The 26,863-nt window shown below is 67.1% G+C and carries 27 protein-coding genes and 1 pseudogene; 11 read left to right on the forward strand and 17 right to left on the reverse strand.

What is annotated here, in order from left to right; genetic code table 11:
- Positions 1-27: 27 nt before the first annotated feature.
- The 3 genes from pheA to AC10QF_RS10090 all read right to left on the reverse strand — a co-directional run bounded on the left by pheA (position 28) and on the right by AC10QF_RS10090 (position 3,351).
- Positions 28-1,227, reverse strand: coding sequence for a prephenate dehydratase (gene pheA / locus AC10QF_RS10080; protein WP_005417297.1), 1,200 nt, complete (start codon positions 1,225-1,227; stop codon positions 28-30).
- 51 nt (positions 1,228-1,278) lie between these two features.
- Positions 1,279-2,364: a 3-phosphoserine/phosphohydroxythreonine transaminase gene (serC, locus tag AC10QF_RS10085; RefSeq protein WP_447575700.1), complete on the reverse strand. Its 1,086-nt coding sequence runs from the start codon at positions 2,362-2,364 to the stop codon at positions 1,279-1,281.
- 180 nt (positions 2,365-2,544) lie between these two features.
- The gene (locus tag AC10QF_RS10090; protein WP_032954286.1) at positions 2,545-3,351 is read right to left on the reverse strand and encodes an FHA domain-containing protein; all 807 of its coding nucleotides are present in this window, start codon (positions 3,349-3,351) and stop codon (positions 2,545-2,547) included.
- A 125-nt stretch (positions 3,352-3,476) separates the two neighbouring features.
- On the opposite strand from AC10QF_RS10090, the gene AC10QF_RS10095 reads away from it, so the two are divergent.
- The 3 genes from AC10QF_RS10095 (at position 3,477) to AC10QF_RS10105 (ending at position 5,561) form a co-directional block, all read left to right on the forward strand.
- Positions 3,477-3,752: a polyhydroxyalkanoic acid system family protein gene (locus AC10QF_RS10095; protein WP_005417302.1), complete on the forward strand. Its 276-nt coding sequence runs from the start codon at positions 3,477-3,479 to the stop codon at positions 3,750-3,752.
- Positions 3,753-3,833: 81 nt separating this feature from the next.
- Entirely contained in the window at positions 3,834-4,325 is a 492-nt protein-coding gene (locus AC10QF_RS10100) for a phasin family protein (RefSeq protein ID WP_069139844.1), read from the forward strand.
- Between the two features lie 237 nt (positions 4,326-4,562).
- Positions 4,563-5,561 (forward strand): restriction endonuclease, encoded by a 999-nt coding sequence (locus AC10QF_RS10105; protein ID WP_494542116.1) that lies wholly within the window; start codon positions 4,563-4,565, stop codon positions 5,559-5,561.
- Positions 5,562-5,726: 165 nt separating this feature from the next.
- Here the strand turns inward: AC10QF_RS10105 and AC10QF_RS10110 are convergent, their stop codons facing one another.
- The 3 genes from AC10QF_RS10110 to AC10QF_RS10120 form a co-directional block, all read right to left on the reverse strand.
- Positions 5,727-6,119, reverse strand: coding sequence for a type II toxin-antitoxin system HicB family antitoxin (locus tag AC10QF_RS10110; protein ID WP_005417308.1), 393 nt, complete (start codon positions 6,117-6,119; stop codon positions 5,727-5,729).
- A gap of 286 nt (positions 6,120-6,405) precedes the next feature.
- Positions 6,406-7,134, reverse strand: a complete 729-nt coding sequence (gene hutC / locus AC10QF_RS10115) for a histidine utilization transcriptional repressor HutC (protein WP_065178642.1) — start codon at positions 7,132-7,134, stop codon at positions 6,406-6,408.
- 27 nt (positions 7,135-7,161) lie between these two features.
- Positions 7,162-8,532 (reverse strand): formimidoylglutamate deiminase, encoded by a 1,371-nt coding sequence (locus AC10QF_RS10120; RefSeq protein ID WP_494542117.1) that lies wholly within the window; start codon positions 8,530-8,532, stop codon positions 7,162-7,164.
- 67 nt (positions 8,533-8,599) lie between these two features.
- On the opposite strand from AC10QF_RS10120, the gene hutI reads away from it, so the two are divergent.
- From hutI to hutU, 4 genes are read left to right on the forward strand one after another with little or no spacing between them, the layout of a single operon-like run.
- On the forward strand, positions 8,600-9,823 hold the full coding sequence (hutI, locus tag AC10QF_RS10125) for an imidazolonepropionase (RefSeq protein ID WP_069139862.1): 1,224 nt from the start codon (positions 8,600-8,602) through the stop codon (positions 9,821-9,823).
- Positions 9,820-11,361 (forward strand): histidine ammonia-lyase, encoded by a 1,542-nt coding sequence (gene hutH / locus AC10QF_RS10130; protein ID WP_494542118.1) that lies wholly within the window; start codon positions 9,820-9,822, stop codon positions 11,359-11,361. Before hutI ends, hutH begins: the two co-directional genes overlap by 4 nt.
- Entirely contained in the window at positions 11,358-12,212 is an 855-nt protein-coding gene (hutG, locus tag AC10QF_RS10135; RefSeq protein WP_494542119.1) for an N-formylglutamate deformylase, read from the forward strand. The genes hutH and hutG overlap by 4 nt, the downstream gene beginning before the upstream one ends.
- Positions 12,209-13,876 carry a urocanate hydratase gene (gene hutU / locus AC10QF_RS10140; protein WP_171957334.1) on the forward strand — a complete coding sequence of 556 codons (1,668 nt, stop codon included), beginning with the start codon at positions 12,209-12,211 and terminating at the stop codon, positions 13,874-13,876. The genes hutG and hutU overlap by 4 nt, the downstream gene beginning before the upstream one ends.
- Before the next feature lie 167 nt (positions 13,877-14,043).
- Here hutU and AC10QF_RS10145 read toward each other — a convergent pair whose 3' ends face one another.
- A complete protein-coding gene (locus AC10QF_RS10145) occupies positions 14,044-14,202 on the reverse strand; it encodes a hypothetical protein (RefSeq protein ID WP_494542120.1) in 159 nt (52 codons plus the stop codon).
- 41 nt (positions 14,203-14,243) lie between these two features.
- Here AC10QF_RS10145 and AC10QF_RS10150 point away from each other — a divergent pair, with 41 nt between their 5' ends.
- Together AC10QF_RS10150 and AC10QF_RS10155 are read left to right on the forward strand one after the other, a co-directional pair.
- The gene (locus AC10QF_RS10150; RefSeq protein ID WP_494542121.1) at positions 14,244-14,561 is read left to right on the forward strand and encodes a hypothetical protein; all 318 of its coding nucleotides are present in this window, start codon (positions 14,244-14,246) and stop codon (positions 14,559-14,561) included.
- A gap of 194 nt (positions 14,562-14,755) precedes the next feature.
- On the forward strand, positions 14,756-16,864 hold the full coding sequence (locus AC10QF_RS10155) for a TonB-dependent receptor family protein (protein ID WP_494542122.1): 2,109 nt from the start codon (positions 14,756-14,758) through the stop codon (positions 16,862-16,864).
- Positions 16,865-16,910: 46 nt separating this feature from the next.
- Here the strand turns inward: AC10QF_RS10155 and AC10QF_RS10160 are convergent, their stop codons facing one another.
- The 4 genes from AC10QF_RS10160 to AC10QF_RS10175 form a co-directional block, all read right to left on the reverse strand.
- Positions 16,911-17,429: a hypothetical protein gene (locus AC10QF_RS10160; protein ID WP_494542123.1), complete on the reverse strand. Its 519-nt coding sequence runs from the start codon at positions 17,427-17,429 to the stop codon at positions 16,911-16,913.
- Positions 17,430-17,624: 195 nt separating this feature from the next.
- On the reverse strand, positions 17,625-18,404 hold the full coding sequence (locus AC10QF_RS10165) for a hypothetical protein (RefSeq protein WP_494542124.1): 780 nt from the start codon (positions 18,402-18,404) through the stop codon (positions 17,625-17,627).
- Positions 18,405-18,557: 153 nt separating this feature from the next.
- Positions 18,558-18,941: a nuclear transport factor 2 family protein gene (locus AC10QF_RS10170; RefSeq protein ID WP_494542125.1), complete on the reverse strand. Its 384-nt coding sequence runs from the start codon at positions 18,939-18,941 to the stop codon at positions 18,558-18,560.
- Between the two features lie 53 nt (positions 18,942-18,994).
- Positions 18,995-19,570: a TetR/AcrR family transcriptional regulator gene (locus AC10QF_RS10175; protein WP_494542126.1), complete on the reverse strand. Its 576-nt coding sequence runs from the start codon at positions 19,568-19,570 to the stop codon at positions 18,995-18,997.
- Positions 19,571-19,639: 69 nt separating this feature from the next.
- Here AC10QF_RS10175 and AC10QF_RS10180 point away from each other — a divergent pair, with 69 nt between their 5' ends.
- Positions 19,640-20,185 (forward strand): thioesterase family protein, encoded by a 546-nt coding sequence (locus tag AC10QF_RS10180; protein WP_012511531.1) that lies wholly within the window; start codon positions 19,640-19,642, stop codon positions 20,183-20,185.
- Between the two features lie 3 nt (positions 20,186-20,188).
- Here the strand turns inward: AC10QF_RS10180 and AC10QF_RS10185 are convergent, their stop codons facing one another.
- The 3 genes from AC10QF_RS10185 to AC10QF_RS10195 all read right to left on the reverse strand — a co-directional run bounded on the left by AC10QF_RS10185 (position 20,189) and on the right by AC10QF_RS10195 (position 22,805).
- Positions 20,189-20,866 (reverse strand): hypothetical protein, encoded by a 678-nt coding sequence (locus AC10QF_RS10185; protein ID WP_005417335.1) that lies wholly within the window; start codon positions 20,864-20,866, stop codon positions 20,189-20,191.
- Positions 20,867-21,007: 141 nt separating this feature from the next.
- A complete protein-coding gene (locus tag AC10QF_RS10190) occupies positions 21,008-21,790 on the reverse strand; it encodes an SGNH/GDSL hydrolase family protein (protein ID WP_111127367.1) in 783 nt (260 codons plus the stop codon).
- A 49-nt stretch (positions 21,791-21,839) separates the two neighbouring features.
- Entirely contained in the window at positions 21,840-22,805 is a 966-nt protein-coding gene (locus AC10QF_RS10195; protein ID WP_494542127.1) for a DUF2268 domain-containing putative Zn-dependent protease, read from the reverse strand.
- Positions 22,806-22,943: 138 nt separating this feature from the next.
- On the opposite strand from AC10QF_RS10195, the gene AC10QF_RS10200 reads away from it, so the two are divergent.
- Positions 22,944-23,927: a hypothetical protein gene (locus tag AC10QF_RS10200; RefSeq protein WP_171957323.1), complete on the forward strand. Its 984-nt coding sequence runs from the start codon at positions 22,944-22,946 to the stop codon at positions 23,925-23,927.
- A 13-nt stretch (positions 23,928-23,940) separates the two neighbouring features.
- Here the strand turns inward: AC10QF_RS10200 and AC10QF_RS10205 are convergent, their stop codons facing one another.
- The 3 genes and pseudogenes from AC10QF_RS10205 to AC10QF_RS10215 form a co-directional block, all read right to left on the reverse strand.
- Complete coding sequence (locus AC10QF_RS10205; protein ID WP_494542128.1) at positions 23,941-24,261, reverse strand: hypothetical protein; 321 nt, start codon at positions 24,259-24,261, stop codon at positions 23,941-23,943.
- A 127-nt stretch (positions 24,262-24,388) separates the two neighbouring features.
- A complete protein-coding gene (locus AC10QF_RS10210) occupies positions 24,389-24,919 on the reverse strand; it encodes an ABC transporter permease (protein WP_494542129.1) in 531 nt (176 codons plus the stop codon).
- 35 nt (positions 24,920-24,954) lie between these two features.
- Positions 24,955-26,787 (reverse strand): annotated as a pseudogene (locus tag AC10QF_RS10215) (M3 family metallopeptidase).
- Positions 26,788-26,863 lie beyond the last annotated feature (76 nt).

Here is a 26,863-nt window from a genome sequence, read left to right on the forward strand (position 1 = left end):
CGGCGGCTGTTGCCGCCACAGCAGCACTCAGGGCACGGCCACCGGATAGGAGCCCAGCACCTTGATCTGCGCCGAGTGCGCTTCCAGTTCGGCCAGCGCGGCCTGCATCGGCGCGTCGTCGATATGGCCGGCCAGGTCGATGAAGAAACCGTACTCCCACTTGCCGTGGTGTGACGGCCGCGACTCGATTCGGTTCATGCTGATGCCGTGGCGGGCGAACGGGCTGAGCACGTCGAACAGCGCACCGGGCTTGTCATGGATGAACACCAGCACCGAGGTGCGGTCGTGCCCGGAGGTCGGGAAAATGTTGCGACCCACCACCAGGAAGCGGGTGGTGTTGTCGGCATCGTTCTGGATCGGCTTGGTGACCACCTTCTTCAGGCCGTACACGTGGCCGGCACTCTCGCCGCCGATGGCCGCCGCGTCGTCGGCGTTGCGCGCACGACGCGCGCCTTCGGCGTTGCTCGACACCGGAATCTTCTCGGCCTTCGGCAGGTTGGCGCGCAGCCACGCCGAGGTCTGCATGAACGACTGCGGATGCGCGTAGATGCGCTCGATGTCCTCGATGCGACCGCTGCGCGACATCAGGTACTGCTGCACGCGCAGTTCCACTTCGCCGCAGATCTTCAGGTTGGAGGTCAGGAACATGTCCAGGGTGATCTGGATGGTGCCCTGCCCCGAATTCTCCACCGGCACCACGCCGAAATCGGCGTTGCCCGCTTCCACTTCCTGGAACACCTCTTCGATGCTGGCCATCGGCAGGCCCAGCGCCGAGCGGCCGAAGTGCTTGAGCACGGCCTGCTGGCTGAAGGTGCCTTCCGGGCCGAGGTAACCGATCTTCAGCGGCTCCTGCTGGGCCAGGCAGGCCGACATGATCTCGCGGTAGACGTGTACCAGCAGTTCATCGCTGAGCGGGCCTTCGTTGCGGTCCACCACCATGCGCAGCACCTGCGCTTCGCGCTCGGGGCGGTAGTAGTCGACGGCGGCGGCGAGCTTGCCCTTGGCCTTGCCGACCTGGTGGGCGAAGCGCGCGCGCTCGGCGATCAGGCTCTGGATGTCGCGGTCGATCTGGTCGATCTTCGAGCGCACATCGGCCAGCGCCAGCGGCGCCAGGGTGGGTGCCGGGTTCGAGGTGGCCTTGGCCTTGCCCTTCGCCTTGGTGGGCACGCTGTCCTTGGCCGGTTCGGCCTTCTTCGGCGCCTTCTTGCTGGATTTGCTGCTTGCCATCGGAATTCCTTGTTGCGGGGCACGCACCCGACGGTGCGCGCCGTTCATTGCTCAGCCGTGACGCTGCTGGAAATCGGCCATGAAGGCGACCAGCGCCTCGGCCCCGGCCAGCGGCATGGCGTTGTACAGCGAGGCACGGATGCCACCGACGACCTTGTGCCCCTTCAGCGCCAGCAGGCCAGCGGCCTTGGCCTCGGCCACGAAGCGGGCATCGAGATCGGCATCGGGCAGGAAGAACGGGATGTTCATCCGCGAACGGGCCGCGTGTGCAACCTCATTGCGGTAGAAGCCGCCGGAACCGTCGATGGCGCCGTACACCAGCGCGGCCTTGGCGGCATTGCGCCTGGCGAACTCGGCCACGCCGCCCTCGGCCAGCATCCACTTGAACACCAGGCCGGCCAGGTACCAGTTCCAGGTTGGCGGGGTGTTGAGCATCGAATCGCGGGCGACATGCGAGCGGTAATCGAAGATGTCCGCGCGTGGCTGGCCACTGCGCTCGAGCAGGTCGCGGCGGATGATCATCACCGCGATGCCGACCGGGCCCAGGTTCTTCTGCGCGCCGGCATAGATCACGCCGTAGCGGCGCACGTCCAGCGGCTCGCTGGCGATGGACGAGCTGAAGTCGGCGATCAGCGGAACGTTGCCGGTGTCGGGCACATCACGGAACTCGACGCCGTGGATGGTCTCGTTGGCGGTGATGTGCACGTAGGCGGCATCGGGTGACAGCTGCCAGTCGGCGCGCGGCGGCAGCGTGCGATAGCCATCGGCCTCGCTGCTGGCGCCGATGTTGACGTCCACGTAAACACCGGCCTGCCTGACCGCGGTCTTGCCCCAGTGGCCACTGACCACGTAGTCGGCACGCTGGCCGGGGGCGGCGAAGTTCAGCGGGATCAACGCCTGCTGGGTGGTGGCACCACCGGACAGGAACAGCACCGCATAGTCTTCGGGGATATCGAGCAGGCGACGCAGGTCGGCCTCGGCCTCGGCGGCCACGGACATGAATTCCGCGCCGCGATGGCTCATTTCCACGATCGAAGCGCCGGACCCGTGCCAGTCCAGCATTTCCGCCTGCGCCTGACGCAGGACCGATTCCGGCAAAGTCGCAGGGCCGGCACTGAAGTTGAACGCGCGCGTCATGTCACACCTGTGGGGCAAGACCCCTAGTATGCCGCAGCGCACCAGCCTTGCGGCCTTGTGCGGCAAGGGAAATTTGGTTTCATCGGAATCCATCGGCAACGCGACCGGGTAGTGCCGGCCGCTGGCCGGCAACCTAACGGATTCGGGGCGGCGGTTGCCGGCCAGCGGCCGGCACTACCGTCAGCGCGCGCCGAACCAGAGCAGCAGGCTGAGCAGCGCGGCCAGCAGCAGCGCACTGACCAGCAGCCACGGCCAGCGCCGCACCCTGCGCGGCGCGGCCGGCAGCACCGGCGCCTGTTCCACGTCCTCGCCCGACTCGTCCTCGACCGGCAACGACCGTCGGCGCGGATCATGCGGCACTTCCAGCACGAAACGGTGCTGGCCATCGAACACCACCTGGTCGCCGGCCTGCAGCCAGCAATGGCGCACGGCCACGCCATTGACGCGGGTGCCGTCGGCACTGCCGAGATCGCGCAGCAGCACGCGTTCGCCGTGCACTTCCACGCGGGCATGCTGCTCGGCAAAAGCCGGGTCATCGATGGCGATGTCGGCCTCGTTGCCACGCCCGATCAGGCGGGCCCGCGACAGGGTGAAGCTGCGGCCATGATGGAGACCGCCGACACCGCGCAGCAGCCGCTGCTGCTCGTCGCTGCCATCTTCGGCTTTCGGCGCAGGCGCCTGCAGCAGGCTTTCGACCTCGCCCTGCAGGACCATCTCCACGCCATCCACATACACCGCATCGCCTGCACGCAGCAGGGCCATCCGGCGTACCGGGCGACCGTTGACGTGGACGCCGCGGATGCCGTTGCCGACCTGCAGCCAGAGGCCGCGATCATCCATGCAGAACTGGGCCAGCAGCAGTGCGCCGTGGCCAGGATCTCCGAGCCGCACGCTGCCGTTGGCCTGGCGCACGATGCGCTGCACCCCGGGCCGCAAGGGCTGGTCGGGCTGTTGTTGTTGACTGAAGTGAACAAGCAGGTTCTGCACGCGTCGCAGCCTAGCAGGTTGGTCGCCAACGAAGAAGAACCCACGATGAGTGCTTGGCGCGGCGGCCCTTGATGCGCACAATGCTTGCCCTCTTCGACCATCCCCGCCCTGCGCCAGGAGCCTGCATGTCCACCATCGATGTCCGCCACGCCCACGCCCTGCCCGATGCACAGGCGCGCGCCGCGATCGAACAGGTCGCTGCCAAGCTGTCCGAGCGCTTTGGTCTGAAGTCGTCCTGGACCGCCGACGTACTGAACTTCTCCGGCAGCGGCGTGGACGGTGCGATCGAACTGCAGCCGGGCGCGGTGCGCGTAACCGCCAAACTGGGCTTCCTGCTGTCGGCGATGAAGGGCATGGTCGAAGGCGAGATCCAGCGTGTGCTGAAGGAAAAGCTGGGCTGAACCCCGGCGGCGGCCGTCACGGCCGTGCAACGCCGGTGCGCGCTACTCTCGGGGGCAGGCCCAACTCCCACGGGAAGTGCGATGAACCACTACGAGAACGACGACCGCCGCAACGACGATGCCTCTTTCGGTGACCAGGCCGAGCGCTTCTCGCGCAAGCTGAGCGATTCGGCCCAGCAGGTCTGGCTGGCCGGGTTGGGTGCGCTGGGTCGCGCCCAGGCCGAGGGCAGCCGCTTCTTCGACGGCCTTGTGAAGGAAGGCGAAGCCTGGGAAGCCCGCCGCCGTGAACGCAACGGCGACCAGGGCCCGGGCTGGCGTGACAATGTCGAGACCTCGCTGGACGAGGCCCGCGAGAAGGCCTCCGGCACCTGGAACAAGGTCGAGAAGGCCTTCGATGACCAGGTGCAGGGCGTACTCAAGCGCCTGCATGTACCCACCGCCGACGAAGTGACCGCGCTGGAGGCGCGCATTGATGCCCTGCACGCGCGCTTGGCCAAGCTGGAAAACCGCGCCGCGTCCAGCACCGATGCCCCTGCTCCGGGCAGCCATCAGTCACCGGACAGCGTGCCCTGACCACGATTGTTGCAATGCAATAAAAATTGATTGACAATCGCGAGCAACCCGCCAATCGCTTCGGCTGCCGTTTGTTCCCTCCCCTCACGGCTTCAGGATTGGCGGGTTTTTCGTGCCCGCTGTACGCCGATCTGCGCGCTCCATCACGCTTTCTGTCAGGAACATCCTGACCCGGCCAGGCACCGCGACCTTTACACTGTCGTTCTCCGCTTTCGCCCCCTTCCGCCCTACTCCTGCATGCTCCCCTGGATCCTGGCCCTGCTGTCGGCCCTGCTTAGCTGTTTCCTGGCCGTTGTCTATCTGTGGTGGGTCAAGCGGCGGCAGAAGGAGATGCAACTCGGCCTGCAGGCCCTGGCGGGCATGCATTGGCGCGAATTCTCCGTTCTGGTCAAGCGCATGCTGCGCGAACAGCGCGGCCTGCGTGAACTGATCGATCCGGCGGAAGAAGCCCGCGAGCCAAGCAGCGATTTCATGCTCAGCGATGGCCCCAACCACTGGCTGGTGTCGTGCAAGCATGGCCTGGCCTACCGCATCGGCACCGCCGCAGTGAACGAGCTGGGTGCGGCCGCGCGCCTGGCCGGGGCCAAGGGCGGCGTGCTGCTGACCGAAGGCCGCATCGAGCGCGACGGCCGCAGCGCCGCCGAGAAGCAGGCGGTTGAAGTGCTGGACGGCCCGCGCCTGTGGCCATTGCTGCAGCCTTACCTGCCCGGCGACATCGAAGCACGCGTGCGCGCCAGCGCCCGGCACGAAGCGCTGCGCCGCATCGCCATCGCCGCACTGGGTTCGGCAACGCTGGGGCTGCTGGTTGGCCTGGGCCTGCAGGGCCTGCGTGTGGAAGAGGCCGCGCCGGTTGCTGCAGCGCCGGTGGTGGCGACGCCTTCAACCACGCCTGCGACCGTACCCGCCCCGAACGAGGCAGCACCCGTAGCCGCCGCCGAGGCTGCCGTCGCCTCGGCGACCGACCCGCGCAGCAACCCCAATCCGGATGCAGCCACGCTGGATCGCTTCCAGGCCGATCTGGCCCGTGCCCTGGCCGGCAAGCCCGGCATCGCCAGCGGTGTCTGGCTGACCCGGCAGACGCTGGCGATCAACCGCACCGGTGAACTGGAAAAGGTCTGGCCGCAGGTCTGTGAGGAAGTGCTGCATTACCCTGCCCTGCGCAACGTGCGCATCCAGCTCAATGCCCGCCCCGGCGTGGATGAGCCGGTGCGCTGGCGGCAGTGCGCTACGTATTGATGGGGCAACATCCACGCATGGCGTGGATCTACTGAATCCCGATACACGAATCTCTGGTAGATCCACGCCATGCGTGGATGCCTTTGCAGAGTCGAGCCACGCTCGACTCATCGCGCAACGCGCGAACAGCAGCCGACCATGGGCTGGGCTCTACAGGGCGCCCGCTCAGCCCAATGCTGCGAGATGGGCGATGTAACTTGAGCGGGATTCGCCGGCCGCCCTGGCCTGCGCATCCAGCCTGGCCAGGATGCGACGCGGCAGGCTGATGTTGACCCGCTCGATGGTGTCGTCCAGCAGAGATGGATCAATGCAGATGTAGGCAAGAATCCAGGCCGTACCACTGGGAGCCTCGGCGACGATCTTCTGTGGCGCAGAAGGACTGGGAATCGAGCGCCCCTCATCCAGGGCCGCATCGATCCAGGCAAGCGCAGACTCCTCGGCCGCGCTGAGTGCATCGTCAAGCGTGTCGGCTGCCGAGAAGCACCCCGGCAGATCGGGAACGATGACCCCCCACGCGGTGCGTTCATCGCCGGCCTCAATCAAGACTGGATAGCGCATGGGACCTCCTACGTCAGTCCTGCGAGCTTCCGCAACGCCTGAACCAGCCCCTTGCCCAGATCCTTTCTGGGGTGAGGCACGGTGATGATGTGAGGCCACTGCGAGGTGCACGAATACATGATGGGATCCGCGAATCCTGCAACAGGTCCAACCTGCCGCCTCCAGACCCCGGATGAGGTCCCTGCTCTTCATGCAGGGACGATACACATCGTACACACGCACCAACAGAGTTCAAGACGACAGCCGTACCGGACCAGTAGATCCACGCCATGCGTGGAAGGAATCCCTAGCGAGCGCCCGGCGCGAAGCGCGCAACCAGGTCCCAGGCATCCCCCAGGAACACCTGGCGCACGCGGGTGATCGGCTGTTCACCGCGCCAGGTCAGGCGCTCGATCACCAGGCAGGCGGTGCCCGGTTTCACGTCCAGCAGCCTGGCCGTGGCGGTGTCCGCACCCCAGGCACTGATGCGATGCTGCGCGCGCGTCCAGGACACGTTCTGCAGCAACCAGCTGCCCGGCGCGGTGGTACTGAAATCGACTTCCAGTACCTCGGGCACACCCACCGGACTGATCAGGCGATGCTCCAGCGCCAGCGGACGGCCATCGGCCAGGTGCAGGCAGCGCATCGCCAGCAGCTTCTCGCTGCCGGCCAGCTCCATTTCACCGGCATTGCCGCCGTCGGCCAGGCGCAGCTCGCGCTGCAGCAGGCGGTACGCGTACTGGTGGCCGCGCGAGCCGACTTCCATCGCGATATCCGGAATTTCCAGCGCCACCTGCTCCAGGTGCGGCGGCTGCCGCGCTACGAACGAACCCGCACGACGGCGGCGCTCGATCATGCCGCTCTCGGCCAGCGCGGTCAGCACCTTGTTCACCGTCATTCGCGAGCAGCCGTACTGCTCCATCAGCTCGTGCTCGTAGGGAATACGGAAGCCCGGCGCCCACTCCCCACTGAGGATGCGGCTTTCCAGATCGCTGCGGATACGCTGGTTGAGCGTGGCGGACTTGCTGGCCTTCACGTAATGGGATCCCGGTGGCGGAGACGATCAGCCCAGCACGCCCTTCAGGGCGGCGGCGAAGGCGCTGGTGATCGCCTCGCGCTGCAGGTGGCGGCCGTCGGCCACGCACTGGCGGCCATGCCGCCAGACCGATCGCAGCGCGCCATTACGTGCGGCGAACACCCAGCTGTCAAGCCATGCGTCGTCCTGTCGCGCCTGCAACGCGGGGTGTGCGGCATCCAGTTCGACCAGATCGGCACTGGCGCCCACCTGCAGGCCAGCCGCCACGCCCAGCGCCTGTGCGCCACCGAGCAGGGCGCCTTCAAACAGGAAGCGACCGGTGCTGCGGGTGGCATCCGGGGCCAGCACATTGCGCCCGCGCAGGGTCAGGCGTTGGCCGTACTCAAGCAGGCGCAGTTCTTCGGCCGCATCGATCAGCACATTGGAATCGGAGCCGACGCCGAAGCGCCCGCCCTCGCGCGCGAACGCCTGCATCGGGAACAGGCCGTCACCCAGGTTGGCCTCGGTGATCGGGCACAGGCCGGCCACGGCCTGGCTGGCCACGATCGCCGCGCGCTCGTCGTCGGTGATGTGGGTGGCATGCACCAGGCACCAGCGCGCATCCACCGGCGCATGGTTGTACAGCCACTGCACCGGCCGCTGGCCGCTCCAGGCCAGGCAGGCCTCGACTTCGCGCACCTGCTCGGCGATATGGATATGCACCGGGCCGTCGGTGAGCGGCAGCAGCGCGCCCAGTTCCTCGCCGGTAACCGCGCGCAGGCTGTGCGGGGCGATGCCAAGCACCGCATCAGGCAGCGCGGCCAACGCCGGCTTGGCGGCATCCAGCAACTGCGCGAAGCCGTCCACGTCGTGGATCAGGCGTCGCTGCGCGGGGTTCGGCGGCGCCCCGCCGAAATCGGCATGGGCATAGAACACCGGCAGCAGGGTCAGGCCGATACCGGTCTGGTCGGCAGCGGCGGCAATCCGTGCACTCATCTCGGCACGGTTGGCATAGGCGTGGCCATCGGCATCGTGATGCAGGTAATGGAACTCGCCGACCCGGGTGAAGCCGCTTTCCAGCATTTCCATGTAGGCCTGGGCGGCGACGGCCTGCACCGCATCCGGGCGCAGATGGGCCAGGAAGCGGTACATCAGCTCGCGCCAGCTCCAGAAGCTGTCGCCGTCACCGCCGCCGATCTCGGTCAGGCCGGCCATGCCGCGCTGGAACGCGTGGCTGTGCAGGTTGGGCAGGCCCGGCACCAGGATGCCGACGCGGGTGTCACCGCCCTGCGCGGCCTGCCCCTTGCTGATTGCCGTGATGCGACCGTCCCGCACCTGCAGGCGGACATCGCGGGCCCAGCCCTCGGCCAGCAGGGCGTGGGTGGCATGGAAACTGAGCAGGGAACGCGAATCGGACATGGCTGGACAACCCGAAATGGACGCCTATATTGTATAGACATATAAGCACAGCCGCGTTGTGGATGCCATGCACGTCGATACCCTCTGGTCCAACGTTCACCTGATCACCCTCGATGGCGAGGGCCTGGGTGTCATCCGCGATGGCGTACTGGCCTGCGCCGAGGGCCGCATCGTCCACGTCGGCGCTGCCGGCAGCGATGCGCACCTGCAGCCGACCACCCGCATCGACGGCGAAGGTCGCTGGATCTCGCCGGGCCTGATCGACTGCCACACCCACCTGGTCTACGCCGGCAACCGCGCCAACGAATTCGAGCAACGCCTGCAGGGCGTCAGCTATGCCGAGATCGCCCGCGCCGGCGGCGGCATCGTCTCCACCGTGCGCGCCACCCGCGCTGCCACGCCCGAGCAACTGGCCAGCGAGAGCCGCCCGCGCCTGCTGGCGATGCGCGCCGAAGGCGTGACCACGATCGAGATCAAGTCCGGCTACGGCCTGACCCTGTCCGACGAACGCAAGCAGCTGCAGGTTGCACGCACGCTGGGCGAGCAATGCCGGGTCAACGTGGTGACCACCTTCCTCGGTGCACACGCGATTCCGCCGGGCCGCGAGGCACAGGAGTACACCGACGAGGTGTGCGAGGTGATGATTCCGGCCATCGCCGCCGAAGGCCTGGCCGAAGCGGTGGATGTGTTCTGCGAGAACATCGCCTTCTCGCCGGCGCAGGCGCGGCAGGTCTTCGAAGCGGCACGCGCCAACGGGCTGGCGGTGAAGATCCACGCCGAGCAGCTGAGCAACCAGCATGGCGCCGAACTGGCGGCCAGCTTCGGTGCACTGTCGGCCGACCATATTGAACATCTGGATGACGCCGGCATCGCCGCGATGGCCGCTGCCGGTACCGTCGCCGTGCTGCTGCCCGGTGCTTTCTATTTCACCCGCGATACCACCCTGCCGCCGATCGCCGCGCTGCGTGCGGCCGGCGTGCCGCTGGCGCTGGCCACCGACAGCAACCCGGGCACTTCGCCGCTGACCAGCCCGCTGCTGGCGATGAACATGGGCGCCACCCTGTTCCGCCTGACCGTGGATGAGTGCATCGCCGGCTTCACCCGTGAAGCGGCGCGCGCACTGGGCCACGGCGAGCGCATCGGTCGCCTGGCCGTGGGCATGGACTGCGACCTGGCGATCTGGGACATCGATGCGCCCGCCGACCTGGTCTATCGCATTGGATTCAACCCGCTGCACGCGCGCGTGGTGCGCGGCCAGCCCGACCTGCCTGCCTCCTGGAGCAACACATGAGCAACACCCTGGTTCTTCGCCCCGGCCATGTCACTCTCGCCCAGTGGCGGCAGGTCTACCGCGGTGCGCCGCTGGCACTGGACCCGGCCGCATTGCCGGTGGTGCGCGCCAGCGCTGCGGCGGTGGCTGCCATCGTCGCCAAGGGCGCGCCGGTGTATGGCATCAACACAGGCTTCGGCAAGCTGGCCAGCGTGCGCATCGAGCGCGAAGACCTGGCCACCCTGCAGCGGAACATCGTGCTCTCGCATGCCGCCGGCGTGGGCGAGCCGATGCCGGCCAGCGTGGTGCGGTTGATGATGGCGCTGAAGCTGGTCAGCCTGGCGCAGGGCGCATCGGGCATTCGCGAGGAAACCCTGCTGCTGCTCGAAGCGATGCTGGTCAAGGGCGTGCTGCCGGTGGTGCCCGCACAGGGCTCGGTGGGTGCCTCGGGTGACCTGGCGCCGCTCTCGCACCTGGCCAGCGTGATGCTGGGCGTCGGTGAAGCCTTCATCGGTGACGAGCGCCTGCCGGCGGTCGATGCACTGGCACGTGCCGGCCTGCAGCCGATCGAACTGGGCGCGAAGGAAGGCCTTGCGCTGCTCAACGGCACCCAGTTCTCCACCGCCTACGCGCTGGCCGGCCTGTTCGAGATCGAGACCGTGTTCCAGGCCGCACTGGTCACCGGCGCGCTGTCGGTGGAAGCGGCCAAGGGCTCGGACACGCCGTTCGACCCGCGCATCCACGCCATCCGCGGCCAGCGCGGGCAGATTGCCACTGCCGCGACGCTGCGCGCGCTGATGCAGGGCTCGGACATCCGCGAATCGCACCGCGACAACGACGTGCGCGTGCAGGACCCGTACTGCCTGCGCTGCCAGCCGCAGGTGATGGGCGCGGCGCTGGACATCCTGCGCCAGGCCGCAACCACGCTGGAAATCGAAGCCAACGGCGTCTCCGACAATCCGCTGGTGTTCACCGACACCGGCGAAGCACTGTCCGGCGGCAACTTCCACGCCGAGCCGGTCGCCTTCGCCGCCGACATGCTGGCGATGGCGGTGTGCGAGATCGGCTCGATCAGCGAGCGCCGCCTGGCGATGCTGGTGGACCCGGCGCTGTCCGGCCTGCCGGCGTTCCTGACCCCGCGCCCGGGCCTGAATTCCGGCTTCATGATTCCGCAGGTGACCGCGGCTGCACTGGTCTCGGAAAACAAGCAGCGCGCCTACCCGGCCAGCGTTGATTCAATCCCGACCTCGGCCAACCAGGAAGACCATGTGTCGATGGCCGCGCACGGCGCACGCCGCCTGATGCAGATGGCCGAGAACGCCGCCAACGTGATCGGTATCGAACTGCTGGCCGCCGCGCAGGGCTGCGACTTCCACGCCCCGCTGCGCTCCAGTGCCGCGCTGGAAAGCGTGCGCGCCAGCCTGCGTGCGCAGGTGCCGACACTGGAAGAAGACCGCTACTTCCATCCGGACATGGTGACCGCCACGAATCTGGTGCGCAGCGGTGCGCTGGCGCAGGGCCTGGGCGATCTGTTGCCGACCGTGGAACCGCAGGCATGACGACCCTTCCCGAATGGCTGACGGTGCACGAGGGCGACGCCCCACTCATCGTCAGCTTCCCGCATACCGGCAGCGAGCTGCCGCACGACCTGATCGGCGACTACCACTCGCCGTGGCTGGCACGCCGCGACGCCGACTGGTGGGTGCACGAGCTGTACGACTTCGTGCGTGGCATGGGCGCGACCACGGTGCGCTCGGCAATCTCGCGTTCGGTGATCGACCTCAACCGCGATCCCAGCGGCGTGTCGCTGTACCCGGGCCAGAACACCACCGGCCTGTGCCCGCTGACGACCTTCGACAACCAGCCGCTGTACCACGCCGGGCGCGAACCGGACGACGCAGAAATCGCCCGTCGCCGCGACACGTATTTCCTGCCTTACCACGATGCGCTGGCTTCGCAGATCACGCGTCTGCGCGCGAAGTTCGGCACGGTGGTGGTGTACGACGCACATTCGATCCGCTCACATATTCCGCACCTGTTCGACGGCGAACTGCCGCAGTTCAACCTGGGTACCGCCGGCCCGTCTGGCGCGCCGGACACGTCCTGCGACAACGCCTTGAGCGACGTGGTGGAGAACCTGCTGAAGATCAGTGGCATGAGCCAGGTGCGCAACGGCCGTTTCAAGGGTGGCTGGATCACCCGCCACTACAGCAACATCGCCGGCGGCGTGCACAGCCTGCAGATGGAGCTGGCCTGCCGCGGCTACATGCACGAACCCCTGCCGGACCAGGTGGACGAGCACAGCTGGCCCACGCCGCTCGACCCCGACCACGCCGCACCGCTGCGCCACACCCTGGCGCAGGTGCTCAATGCCTGCCTTGAATTCGCTACGAACCGGAGCGCCGCATGACCCGCAACGACCCGTCCCGCACCATCGCCGCGCCGACCGGCACCACGCTGAACGCCAAGAGCTGGCTGACCGAAGCGCCGCTGCGCATGCTGATGAACAACCTGCACCCCGATGTGGCCGAGCGCCCGCAGGAACTGGTGGTGTACGGCGGCATCGGCCGCGCCGCACGCGACTGGGAGAGCTTCGATGCCATCGTCGAAACGCTCAAGCGCCTGGACGACGACCAGACCCTGCTGGTGCAGTCGGGCAAGCCGGTGGGCGTGTTCCGCACCCACGCCGATGCGCCGCGCGTGCTGATCGCCAATTCCAACCTGGTACCGCGCTGGGCCAACTGGGACCACTTCAACGAGCTGGATAGGAAGGGCCTGGCCATGTACGGCCAGATGACCGCAGGCAGCTGGATCTACATCGGCGCGCAGGGCATCGTGCAGGGCACCTACGAGACCTTCGTGGAGATGGGGCGCCAGCATTTCGGTGGCGACCTGACCGGGAAGTGGCTGTTCACCGGTGGCCTCGGCGGCATGGGGGGCGCACAGCCGCTGGCCGCCGTGATGGCCGGCGCCTCCTGCCTGGCCGTCGAGTGCCGCAAGAGCAGCATCGACATGCGCCTGCGCACCGGCTACCTGGACACCTGGACCGACAACCTGGACGAAGCGCTGCGCCTGATCGATGAAGCCTGCAAGGCCGGCACGCCGAAGTCGGTGGGCCTGCTCGGCAACGTCGCCGACGTGCTGGCCGAACTGCTCAAGCGCGGCGTGAAGCCGGACCTGCTGACCGACCAGACCTCCGCGCACGACCCGGTGAACGGCTACCTGCCGCAGGGCTGGACCGTCGAGCAATGGGACGAAAAGCGCGTGTCCGCGCCGAAGGAAGTGGAGAAAGCAGCGCGCGCGTCGATGGCCAACCATATCCGCGCCATGCTCGGCTTCCACGCACTCGGCGTGCCGACCGTGGACTACGGCAACAACCTGCGGCAGATGGCGCTGGAAGAAGGCGTGGAGAACGCGTTCGACTTCCCCGGCTTCGTGCCGGCCTACATCCGCCCGCTGTTCTGCCGCGGCATCGGCCCGTTCCGCTGGGCGGCACTGAGTGGCGACCCGGAAGACATCGCCAAGACCGATGCCAAGGTGAAGGAACTGATTCCGGACAATCCCCACCTGCACCGCTGGCTGGACATGGCCGCCGAGAAGATCAAGTTCCAGGGCCTGCCGGCGCGCATCTGCTGGGTCGGCCTGGGTGATCGCGATCGACTCGGACTGGCGTTCAACGAGATGGTCGCCAACGGCGAACTGAAGGCGCCGGTGGTGATCGGACGTGACCACCTGGACAGCGGCAGCGTGGCGTCGCCGAACCGCGAAACCGAAGCGATGGCCGACGGTTCCGATGCGGTGTCCGACTGGCCGCTGCTGAACGCCCTGCTCAACACCGCCAGCGGCGCGACCTGGGTCTCGCTGCACCATGGCGGCGGCGTGGGCATGGGCTTCTCCCAGCATGCCGGCATGGTGATCGTCTGCGACGGTACCGAGGCAGCGGCGAAGCGGATTGGCCGCGTGCTGTGGAACGACCCGGCCACCGGCGTCATGCGCCACGCCGATGCGGGGTATGACATCGCGATCGACTGTGCGAAGGAAAAGGGACTGGATCTGCCGGCGATCCTGGGCTGATCGCAGGGGTGCCGGCCCGCGGCCGGCACTCCCTGATGCGGGAATCGGTGCCCTTGACCCGCTCTTCCGTCTTGACCACCATGCGCCATCACCGCTGATGGATCACCGCGATGTACCGCACCTTTGCTGCTGCATTGCTCTGCGTCCTGTTCGCTGCTCCGCCCGCATCAGCGAGTGACCTCTCCGCCGGCCTCTCTACCCAGCTCGACGCCCAACTGCAGGCCAACCTCGAACGCTACGGCATCGCCGGTCAGGCGGTACTGGTCGCCCACAACGGCCAGGTGCTGTACCAGGGCGCCAGCGGCGAACGTGATCGCGCTACGCACACACCTGCCGCCGTCGATTCCATCTTCGCCGCGCAGTCCCGGTGCTGTCCGAGGGGCTGGTCGCGTATGCGCTGGATGATGATGCAGTCGCTGCCCAGGCGATACGCAGTTGGTTGCGCGATGACAACCGGGTGGCGGGCAGCGAGCTGGAACGAGCGATCAACGCCAGCGGCTATGCCATCCGCGAGAGCCTTGGTGCACGCAGGGCGTTGAAGGTATTCGCCCTCAACACCGAGCTGTATCCGGATTCGGCCAATGTGTGGGACAGCCTGGCCGAGTGTCATGCGGCATTGGGCGAGAAGGAAGCAGCTGATCAGTTCTACGCAAAGTCGAAGACGCTGACGAAACCCTCGCCATAAACCCTGCTGTAGAGCCGAGCCCATGCTCGGCTGCTCTTCGTCGCGATGGCAGACAACCCGCGCTGCGCGCGATTAGCCGAGCGAGGGCTCGGCTCTACAGGAACGCGGCGGGCGGCCATACGCCGCCGATGGGTGACGTGGCGCCGTCGACCTGTTAACTTGCGCGCCACTTTCGTGGTTTACAGCATTCCCGCATGTCGCTCTCGTCGTACCGCCCCATCCCCTCGCTGCTGTCTCTGACCGTTTCCCTTGGCCTCGCCTCCACTGCCGCTGCAGTCCCGCAGGCCACCACGCTGGATGCGGTGCAGGTCACCGCTGCTGATGCCAGCGCGCAGGCGCGCGAGGCGCTGAAGCGCGTACCCGGCGCCAGCAACGTCATCGACGTGGCCAAAGCCGACAGCCGACTGTCCAGCATTGCCGATGTGCTGGCCTACCAGCCGGGCATCAGCGCGCAGTCGCCGGGCAACGAGGGCACCAGGATCTCGATCCGGGGCTCGGGCATCAACCGCGGGCCGGGCGCGCATGCCTCGGGCATTGCGGTGTCGATCGACGGCCTGCCGCTGACCGGCCCAGGTGGCACGCCTTACGAACTGCTGGAACCCCTGTGGCTGTCGCGCGTGGAAGTCCTGCGCGGCGCCAACGGCTTCGAGCGCGGCGCGCTCGCGCTGGGCGGTGCCATCGACTACGTCAGCCGCAGCGGCCGTGATTCGGCGGGCGTGCAGCTGCACTACGAAGCCGGCAGCCGTGGCTACCAGAAGCGTGGCCTCAGCTGGGGCGGCGTCAACGGCGATGTCGACTACTTCCTGGCCTACACCGATACCGAGTTCGACGGTTACCAGCGCCATGCGCGCGGCGACGGCAAGGGCGCGATGGCCAACATCGGCTGGCAGATCACGCCCGACCTGCAGACGCGCTTCTTCGTGCGCTACCGCGAAACCAATCACGAAACACCCGGTCGCTTGACCCGCGACCAGATCCGCAACGATCCACACGCCGCGAATGCGGCCAACCTGGCCATCGATGCGCGCCGCCCGCAGCCGGGCAGCACCTGGGTGGGCAATGTCACCACGCTGCAGATCGATGAGGATTCGTCGCTGCAGGCCGGGCTGGTCTACCACACCTACCCGATGGACTTGAACGAGAGCCTGTATCGCCAGCAGCTGGACTACGCCAACCTAAACGCCACACTGGACTACCGCCGCCGCCACCGGCTGTTCGGCCTGGACAGCGAAACCACGGTCGGCCTGCGCGTCACCCATGACCTGGACGCCGATGTGCGCGAGTCGCTGCGCTTTGCCAGCAACGGCTATACCGCCGGCACGCGCACGCGCGACTTCCGCCACCACGGCACCGACAGCACACTGCACGTCAGCAACACCCTCGCCTTCAATGACCGCCTGCGCATGCAGGCTGGGCTGGCGCTGATCAACACCCGCCGCGATGTGCAGGTGACCTGGCCAAGCAGCGGCGGCCGCCTGCGTGACCACGGCTGGGACTACGCACCGCGACTGGGCTTTACCTGGCAGCACAGCGCGCAGACCCAGTGGTTCGGCAACCTCAGCCGTTCGGTGGAGGCACCGCACCCGTGGTCGATGATCTGGGGCTCGAACCAGTACTTCGGGCCGGGCAATGGCCCGTCTACCGGCCGCCAGCGCGCGCCGGTGCCGATGCAGAACCAGACCGCCACCACGCTGGAACTGGGCGCGCGCGGTGATGCGGCGCTGGGTCGCTGGGAACTGACCGGCTACTACGCCCACGTGAACCACGAACTGCTGAGCGTCGAACTGCAACCGCTGCCGAACCTGTTCATCGCCGAGAACAATGCCAGCCCCACCGTGCACCGCGGTATCGAGGCCGGATTGGACAGCACGCTGTGGCAGGCTGCACCGGGCCGCCTGTCGCTGCGCCAGGCGTATACCTTCAGCGACTTCCGCTACCGCCACGATGCACGTTTCGGCAGCAACCGCCTGCCCGGCCTGCCGCGCCACGCCTACCAGGCCGAGCTGCGCTTCGATCATGCATCCGGCCTGTACGCGGCACTGAACACCGAATACGCCTCGCGCATCGCGGTGGACTATGCCAACAGCTACTGGGCCGACAGCCATGTGATCTTCGGCAGCCGCATCGGCTACGACGCCCCCGGCGGTCGCTGGCAGGCCTGGGCGGAGATGCGCAACATCGGCAACCGCCACTATGCCGCCACGGTCACACCGGGCTACGACGATGCCGGCAGGGATGTCGCCCGCTCGACACCGGGCGAAGGTCGTGGCGTCTACGCAGGTGTGCGCTGGCGCTTTGATTGATGGCAGAAGGCGGCGCCGGGCGTGATCCGGCGCCGCCGTTCCTGAGTCAGCCGATACGCCACGCTGGCAGGCGCTCGCTGCGCTTCCAGATGGTAGGCGCGAAGCCGATCAGCACCAGTGCCGCCAGCCATTTCGGCGACGTACTCAGCAGCGTGGAACCGAGCGAGCCGTCGCTGGGTGCGAGCTGCTCCTGCCAAGGGTTGTAACCCAGGTAGAGGATGCTGCCGGCCCACCACAGCAACGCTGCGCCGATGCCCACCAGCAACAGGGACAGCGTGCGGCAGGTCCAGCGCTGCGAGGTGGTTCCCCACTCGCGGGACACCGCTACCAGCAGACCCACCACCAGCAGCGACACCAGTGCCACCAGGCCGATATCAACCTTCGGTCCAATGCGCTCATAGGCGCAGGCGCGGCATTGCGCCTCTTCCGCGGCAGTGCCGGCTTCAGCGCCATCGCCCTGCCCGGCTGCCGGCTGCGCCAGTGCTGCAAACGGCAACAACACCGCCAGCAGCGTCACCATGATCCAACGAAACAACGTCCTGTTCCTGCGTGCAGCGACATCCATGCGCTCTTCCTCGTCAGTGGTTGTGTGTCTCAGTGGGCGTTCGGCCATCCAGCGCCCCGGTTCCCGATGCAGTACGACAAGCTCCGGATAGGTGAAACCGCCAGGATACGAATCCTCGGCGACCGCGATCATAGCCCACTGTTCAGGGCGGCTGAAAACAGGTCGGGACCGGGCCATATGAAGGAAGCAACCGCATTACAGCCCCTGGATGACCTGCAGCAGGTGGCTCGCACCCGGCACGAGTTCCTCAGCAAGCCAGCCCAGCACCGCGAAGAACAGCAACAGGCCGATCAGCGGCCAGACCGTGTGCGACACGCATACCCGCCACCATCCCTGCTCGTGCATGCCCTGCATGCGCCGGTACAGGCCGCCGGCGATCGCCGCGTCCACCAGCAGTTCGGCCATCAGCACCGGCGCCGACCACACCACCCACACGCTGGCCAGCAGGACGGTCGCCACCAGCGCGACGATGCCGAGGATGGCCAGCAACGGCAAGCCCGCTTCGTCTTCAGCGAGCCCGGCCAACGGCAGCTCTCCGGCGTCGCCACTGCTCACCGATGCCGGCTCGTTCCACGAGGCCGACGCACCGCCACCGCCGGAACGGCCGCCGGCGCCGCTCCACGGTGATTCCACGGCACTGCCGCGAGGGGATGGGCTGCCACCGCCCACATCCGGCGACAGGCCATCCAGCACGTTGTCCCAACGCCAGCGGATCCAGATCCACATCAGCAGCAGGAACACGCCGTAGGCCAGCACGACGGCCATCGGGTAGCGAAACCACATCGCGTCGATACCGGCCAAGCGCAGCAGGTGCGAGGCAAGGAAACCGGCCGCACCGGTCAGGGCGACGATCAGTGCCATCTGCAGGCGTGGCCAACCGCGCTGCTGCAAGTGCCTGAGCGCACGCACGACTTCGCTGCCGCGGTTCATCGGCAATGTCAGTGGGCTGCGTGAAAAATGGCGCGAGCGCTTCATGCCGCCGCCAGGGGGCGGGAGGCATCGCGGCCAGGGACCTCGGGAACCTGATGCTGCATGCGGACATCCTTGCCGGGCACGCGTAGGCGGTGTTGGGCGGATTCTACCGCCGGCAGCTCCGCTGTCCAGACGGCGGTTCCAAGCGGCCGATCCTCAGCTGCGATCAATGATCCGTTCGATGCGGCCACCCGCGAACACGAACTCGCTCTGGCCCTGCAGTTCCAGCTCAGTGCCCGCACGCGGTCCATCGGGAACATCCTGCGCGAACACGCCGCGCCAGCCAATCGTCGCCGTCGCCTGGTCGCCATCGAACACCAGCGCCAGCAAGCGCTGTTCGCGCTCCCGGAACAGGCGCGCAGACTGGCGTGCCAGTTCGCCAAAGGCATCGACGCCTTCGGTGAACATCGTCAGCTGGCCGCCGCTGTGGTTCTCGAAGCGTACGTTGTGCGCCAGCACCGCCAGCATGGCGTCGATATCGAAGCGGTTGTAGGCCTGCAGGTAGTGCTCGATCAACTGACGATGGTGCAATTCGTCCATGGCGGCATCCAGTCGTGGGCTGCTGGCGAGTCTGGCCTGTCGGCACCGGCCGATCAAGGCCGCGTGGCCGCCTTCGGTAGCTGCGCGGCCACCTGATCGAACGGGGCGATGTCCTGCAGCGCACGGCACATCGCCACCGCCCCCTCCACGCTGGCGATCACCAGGCTGGCCAGCTCAGCCGCTGCTGGCGGGGCGTGTCCTTCGGCGACGAATGCCGAGGCGAGGTGGCCGTGCCAGCGTGCGAACACCTCGGCGGCCGCCGCGCGGGGTTGGCTGGGTGTCGCCTCCACCGGCTCCTCCACGGCAGCGGCCAGCACCGGGCAGCCAGCGCGGAACCCGGAGCGCAGCAGACGCTCGCGCCACATCGCAAGGAACTGCTGCAGGCCCTGTACCGCCCCATCCTTCAACAGCTCCACCAGCAGCGCCTCCACCTTGTCGCCGGCCATGTGGGTGGCGCGCGCCAGCAGCTCCTGCTTGCCGCCGGGAAAGTGATGGTAGGTGGAGCCCAATGGCGCCTCGGCCAGCTTGGTCACTTCGCGGATGCTGGTGGCATTGAGGCCCACCCGCGCCAGCATCTGCGCCGCGGCATCGATCACGCGCTGTGGGGCATCGGACGGTCGCGGGCTCACGGCGGTCTCCTTGCTAAGACAGTCGTCATAGATTAGCGTACCGGCGATTCTATAACAGTCGTCATAGCCATGAATCTCTGGTTCCGCCTGCTCCACCTGCTGCTGTGCAGCCTGTTCCGGCCGAAGCTGGAGGCCCCGTTCGGGGTCTCGCGGCTGCAGTTCCGGGTGCTGCCCAACGACCTGGACAGCAACCTGCACATGACCAACGGCCGCTACTGGAACATCTTCGACCTGGGCCGGCTGGACCTGATCCTGCGCATGGGTCTGGGCCGGGTGGCGCTGCGCGAGAAATGGGCGCCGATCGTCGGCGCCGGCACCATCCAGTTCCGCCGCGAATTGAAGCCGTTCCAGCGCTTCACCCTGGAAACACGACTGGTGGGCTGGGTCGGCTCGCGCGGCATCATGGAGCAGCGCGTGCTGATCGGTGCCGAGCAGAAGATCGCCACGCGCGCGTTGCTGGTCACCGGCATCTACGACCGCCGCGCGCGCCAGTTCCTGGGCATGCCGAAGATGATGGAAGCGATCGGCGTGGTTGCCCCGCCCTCGCCGCCGCTCAGTGCGGCCGCCGAAGCGTTGCTGGCGGCCGATGCAGCGTTGAAGCAGGACGATGCCTGAGCTTCAGGGGGCGGCCAGCGGCACCGCGTGCAGTTTGCGCGATACGACCTGGGTGCGCCCTCCCACATGCAGCACGTACTCGAAGGACTGCCGCATGCGGCTGTACGCGCCACCCTCCGGCACGCCGTAGTTGGCGCCCACGCTGAGGGTATGCCGGCCTGGCGGCAACGGCTTGAGCATCACCCAGTAGCCGTCGGCGGCGGCCAGCCGTGAGTCTGCGTCATCGTCATCCATGCGGAAGCAGCCTTCACTGCGCACCCGATGCATGCGCATGTCGCCCAGGGGTTGGCCATCCAGCAGCACTACTGCACTGATCAGATAATCGTTGTTGACCGCCGCCCCCGCCTGCAGCTCCTTGCAGGACACAGACTCATCCACCTGGTAGTGCGCCATGTTGATGATCGGCAGCAACAGGTACTTGCCCGCCGGCACCACGCATTCGCGATGTGGCCGGAAACGGCCATTGGTGCCGGCCAGGTTCCAGACCGGGCCTTCCTGGCCCACATCGCATACACGGCCATCCGGGTCGAGATAGGGCGCGCCGCCCTGGGCGTCGGCCCAGCGCCACCAGCGGGCGGTCCATTCGGCCAGTGAAACTCCGGCCACCGGCTCACGCGTCAGCGGCGAAGGCGCCGCCGTGTCTGCACTGAACGCCGGTACGGCCGCCAGCAGCAGTGCCATCGTTGCGCCGCTGCGGCGCAGCCATCCCTGGATTCCCTTCCGCATCACCCACCCCATCGTCCCTGGCGGCCACGCTGCGTGGCCAGCTCCGGGGCCATTTTACCTCGACGGGCTGGACGCTGTGCATTGCGGGTGCTGTGCCTAGTCCGGCGCCATTGCGCGCCTGATTGCAGCCTCCGCCAGCGGCGCCATCACCGCATAGCCCTTCGCCGTGGGATGCACGCCATCCTCGGCCAGCTGCGGATCCAGCCCTCCGGCGGCATTGGTCATCGGCGTGTAGTAGTCCAGATAGATCAGCTGCTTCGCATCGGCATAGCGCTTCAATGCCGCGTTCAATGCGCGCACCTTGGGAGCAGGTGCCGTGCCCGGCAACCACGGGTAATCGCTGACCGGCAGCACCGATGCCAGTACCACGGTGATGCCATGTGCGCGTGCCAGGTCCACCATCGCGTGCAGGTTGTCTTCAATCATCGCCTGCGTGGACGGGCCGGTGTTGCCGGCAATGTCGTTGGTGCCGGCCAGGATCACCACCACCTGTGGCTTCAGGGCCAGCACGTCCTGCGGGAACCGCACCAGCATCTGCGCCGTGGTCTGGCCACTGATGCCGCGGTTGAGCCAGCCCTTGCCGGGAAAGAACGATGCGCTGCCTTCCCTGCCCCAGCCTTCGGTGATGGAATCACCGTAGAACACCACGCGTGGTTGCCCCGGTACAGCGGCAGGCAGTCGCGCGTTGGCGTCGCGATAACGCTGCAGTTGCGGCCAATCGGCCAGGCGCTGCTGCATGAAGCGCACTTCGTCCGCGCGCAGGCTTTCGACAGGCTCCAGCAGCAAAGGGTTGATCGCGGGCATCTCGGCCGCCACCCCGTGGGCGCTCAGCGCGATACCGATGGCAACTGCGGCCAGGCCGCCGGACAAGGAACGCATGGGGTCTCTCCCTTGAATGTCCGGGCCAGTCTAGCGCGCGGCCCCGCGCTTACCGCGCCGCCGACCGCGCGACCACGCCGGTCACCTTGGCCGGCATCCACATGCCGGGCGTCCAGCCGCTGGCAGCCAGGATTGCCTTCGGGTTGTCCTGCTGGATCAGCGCACGCACTGCATCGCGCTTGTCCTTGGCCTGCAGGTAATAGGCCTTGGCGATGCGGTAGCCCACCCAGTACCCGAGGTCATAGGGCTCCTGCGAACCGGGCTTGTAGTTGTACAGCCACGGCGACAGATCGGTACTGTCCACATCCAGCGCAAAGGCGCTTTCAATGTGGACCTCGCGGCCGCGCGTCCATGCCGCATGGCGACTGTTGCCGACGTTGCCGGAAATCAATTCGGCGATGAATTCGGCGATGCCTTCGCCCAGCGAAACACGCAGCACCGTCGCATGCGGGTCGCCGGGCTCGAAATCGGTCAGGCCGGTCTGCTGGATGTGCACGTACTCGTGCGCGATCACGTGCACGAAACGGTCCTGCACGTTGGGATTCATGAAATCGGCTGCACACAGCGCTTCCAGGCCGATGATCACCCCACTCTTCGAGGTCAACCCGACCGGCCGACCACGGCCGACCGCGAGGGTCACCGGAGGAAACGCGGCCTGCGGATAGATCGCCTGCAGGTTGCCGAACACCTGCACCAGGCGCTGCTTCACCGCCGGCAGCTCCGCCAGGCAGCTGCGGCCCTGCGCATACACCCCGGGCTGGCTGGCAATGGCTTCGGCCATGCGTTCGGGCGTGACCCGGCGCGCCTTCGCCAGTTCACTCAGGCCCGGACTGCCTTCGGCCAGGTAACCGGCCAGCTGGGCGACGCTGGGCTTGCCGCCGGTGCTGTCGTAGAGCGCGTAGAAGCGGCTGGCATCGGTGGTGAGGATCTGCGGCCCCGGCGGGGTACCCGCCGACGCCACGCCGACCGCCCCGGCACAGGCCAGGGCAAGCAGGCAACGCAGGAAACTCGACATCGCTCCGTCCTTGGTGGAGTGCATGCGAAGCGCGCAATCTATCACTCCGCCCCGGCCACCGCAGCGTGCACATGCAGGCCCTTCGGGGCTGTGCCAGACTCACTCAGGCACCTGCCATGGATGATGGAGCACCGCACGATGATGATCGTTCCCGCGTACTGGGCCGAAGCCCGCCTGCAGGCCCGTTTCCGTGGCCGGCCGGTGGTCGTGCGCCGCTTCGGCTGGTCCGATGAGGGACCTGCCCAGGCCCAGGCCCACGCCGACCGCCGCGCCAACGAAGCCCTCAATGCCATCCTCGCCGGGCAGGCGCTGCCGCGTCGCGAAGTGCGCAGCAACTATGGCGTGGAGGGTGTGCCAATCCGCGAGCAGATCGTGCAGCGCGACGGCGATGTCATCATCACCCGCAACAGCTATGGTGCGTTGTGCCTCAACAGCCCCGACGTGCTGTTTGCCGACATCGACCATGCGCAGCCACCGGCCGGCTGCGTGATACCGGCCATCGTGGCTGCGATCGTGCTGCTTGCCGGCGCCGTCATCGGCACCCTGCTCTGGCACTGGCTGGTGGGCCTGGTACTGGGCGTGGCGGCAGTGCTGCTGGTCAACGCGACACTGTTGATGCGGCGGAAGCAGCGCCTGGCCGCCGCCGGCGGTGCTGAAGGGCTTGCGCTGAAACGCGTGGACGCCTTCAGCGAACAGCATCCCGATTGGCACCTGCGTGCCTACCGCACACCCGCCGGGCTGCGCGTGCTGGCGATGCATGCCACGTTCTCACCGGAGGACGAGCAGCTCCAGGCATTCTTCAAGGCACTGGGCACCGACACCCTGTACGCGCGCATGTGCCGGCTGCAGCATTGTTTCCGTGCGCGACTGACACCGAAGCCGTGGCGCGTCGGCCTGAAGTACCGCATCCGGCCGCCGGTGGCCGCGTGGTCAGCCGAACAGGCCAACAATCCGGATCGACTGGCCTGGATTGCCGAGTACGAAAAGAAGAGTGCCGGCTTTGCCGCGTGCACCTACCTGCGCAGCTTCGGCGACACCTCCCGGGTGCATGCCAAAGCCGAGCATGTGCGCGAGCTGCACGATCGGCTGTCGCACGCGCAGGACCGGTTACCGCTGGCCTGAACGCAATGAGCGCTCAGTCCACGCCCTGCACGAACGGCTGCCCTGCCAGGGTAGTGCCCAGCCGCACCGCGATCTGCTGACCTTCCTTTTCGAAGGTCGTCGCGCACTGCTTGGCGCCCCTTTGGCATCCGACTTCCGGAAAGCCCTCGAGTGACTCAGGCGCGCCCTGAACCGGACTCACCTGCCACCCTGCCGCATTCATGAGGCGCTTGGCCTTGGCATAAGGCATGCCGGCGACAATGCCCAGCTGCGCCAGTTCGGAGGGGAGTGATTGGCCATGCAGGCTCGGCGTCATCACCAGCGCCAACACTGCGACAACACGTTTGGACTTCATAGGTGAAACCCATGGCAGACAGCAACAGGCCTGCAGCGTATCGCAGCTTCCGCACGCCATGGCACCCGCATCACATATGGTTACGCAATCGCAACGGCCAATGACACGAGGTCACCCTCCGGATCCATCAGGTACTGTTGAGAACCGCCACGGGGGCCTCGCGCGCCGCCCGCCGCGCCGGTAGCCAGGCAGCCAGCTGCCCCAGGGCGAACACCAGCCCGACGCCCAGCACCAGGTACCCGGGATCGATGCGAGGTACCTCGTAGTAGCGCGAAACCCAGACATTCAACGCCAATGCCAGTACGCTGCCAGCGATCGCGCCGACGAAGGTCAGCATCAGATTCTCGATCATGAAGAAGCTGATCACATCGCGCCTGCGGGCACCCAACGCACGTCGTATGCCGATCTGCGGATAGCGCTTGCGGACCCAGAAGCTGGCCAGCCCATACACGCCCGTGCCGGTCACGATCAACAGCGAGATGCCGGCGCACAGGAAGATGATCGCCATAGTCTGGTCACGCCGGAAGTATTCCGCACGCAGTTCGCTGAAGCGCTGGACCCGGGGCAGCATCCGGTTCGCTTCGCGCGCGGCCAGCGCATTGCGGGCCGAGTCGAGGACCGCGGAAAACGCGTCCGGCTCGTTGCGCACCGCGTACATCACACGGGTGCCGGCAGCAGCAGGCTCTCGCCTGTTCAGCGACCGCTCTGGCGCTCGATTTCCGCATGCAGTCCCTGCAGCTGCGCCAGGTACTGCTGGAAAACGCCCAGATCTTGCTCGACCAGGCGTGACCAGTCGGGCTTCGCATTCAGCAACTGCTCGACCTGCTGCTGCGGTGGGCGATCAAAGCCCTCGCCCAGGACGGCCAGGTAGCGCTCCCTGAATCCCCCCGGATCCTGCTGGTCCTGGGCGAAGAGCTGCACCGCAATCAGTCCGGCATACAGGTAATTAGCCAGGTAAAGCGGATCCTCATACATCAGCCGCTTGGATATCCAGGTGCTGCGCAGCTCGGGATACTGCTCCGATGCGCCCCCGTACCTGCCCAGCACCTTCATCGTCAGCGTATCAAGCGCGTCTGCGTTGCCAACCTCATCGGCGGCCACGTCCTGATAGATGGACTGTTCCAGATCGGCCTCTTCAGACGATACGAATAGCTGCAGGATGATGTCATCGAGCAACGACTTCAGGTAATACGCCTTGGCACGTGGATCACTGGCCTGCCGGTAGAGCTAATCGCGGAACTTCAGTTCGTTGTAGATGGCGAAGGCCTCGGTCAACCACTTGTTGCCGTTGCGCTGGAATGATGATGCGCCGCCGCGCTGCATCCACTGGCCATGCATGGCATGGCCGGCTTCGTGAGCGATCTGGACATCCCCCTCCAGATCGCCCTGGCGATGGCCAACGAACAGCAACGAAGGCACGCCGGGGGCGCTGATCGAAAACGCATCCATCGCGCGCCGCCCTGCCGATCCGCCCAGGTCCATGCGTCCGCCCGCAGGATCGAGCAGCCCGCGCAGCCCTGTCACGTAATCCGGCCCCAGCACCTGCATTGATGCCGCCGCCGCATCACGCAACTGCGCCAGGTCAAGCGGCGGAGGAATATAGCCCGCATCAGGCAGGTCCATGTCCCAGATCTGTGGAGACGCCTGGCCCATGCGCTCAAGATGGGTCAACTGCATCTGCTGGTAGTTCCGCCGCAGCAGCGCGTGGCGCGCTACCGCCGCCAGTGTCGCGTCGACGGCGGCCTGATCCAAGCCCATGTGCCGGTAGCTGCGGTCAGGCGCAGTTCCATCGCCCTGCAGTTCCGACGCATGCTCGTTGAGGCGGACCAGGCCCAGCAGCACCGTTGCCATTTCGCTGCGCCGCGACGCCATTCCCTGCCAGTAGGCACGCCATGCCGCTTCGCGCAGTGAACGGTCCGGCAGGCGGGAAAGGGCTCGCGCGTCGGTGCGGCTGTCGAGCGTGCGGCCTTCATGTTCGAAACGCGCAAAGAGGGCCGACTGCAGCAGCTGCCGGTGCAGACGCCCGAAGCTGTCCAGCGCCGGGTCAGCCAACGTGTCGACCGCATCCACCAGCGCTGCATTGGCCGGCTGCACATCCTCCCGCAACGCCCGTTCACGCAGGTCGGCATGCGGCCCGATCCAGGCAGCGTGCGCGGGCGCATCACGCAATGCCTGCTTGGCAATCGCCGCGATGCGTCCACATGTGCTGGCGACTTCGCCCTGGGTGTTGGCCAGCCGGGCATCGTCGGCATTGCGCGCGGCCTGAAGATGCAGGTAGCCATGGTGCCGGAGGCACTCGCCATACAGCTGTTCGGCCTGCTGGAACCTCACGTCTGGCGGCGCATGAAGTGCCTTGAGGGCATGGGTCCTCCGCTCGAGGTTCTGCCACGCCTCACGTTCCTGGGAGGCGCTGCCAAAGTAGCTGCGGTCATCTGCCCGCAGAGCCTGCGCTTCCACTCCGTGTGTCATCCCGGCCAACAGCGTCGCGATGACAAAAGTGATGGCGCGCATCCCATTGCGACGCATCGATGTCTCCTGGTCTGTTTCCACTCCCAGCTTAGCAGCCCGGGTGGACCCGGATGCCTCATGGCAGGTGGCTTCC

This window comes from Stenotrophomonas maltophilia complex sp. Om-AH-Sm3 (genome assembly GCF_059337855.1).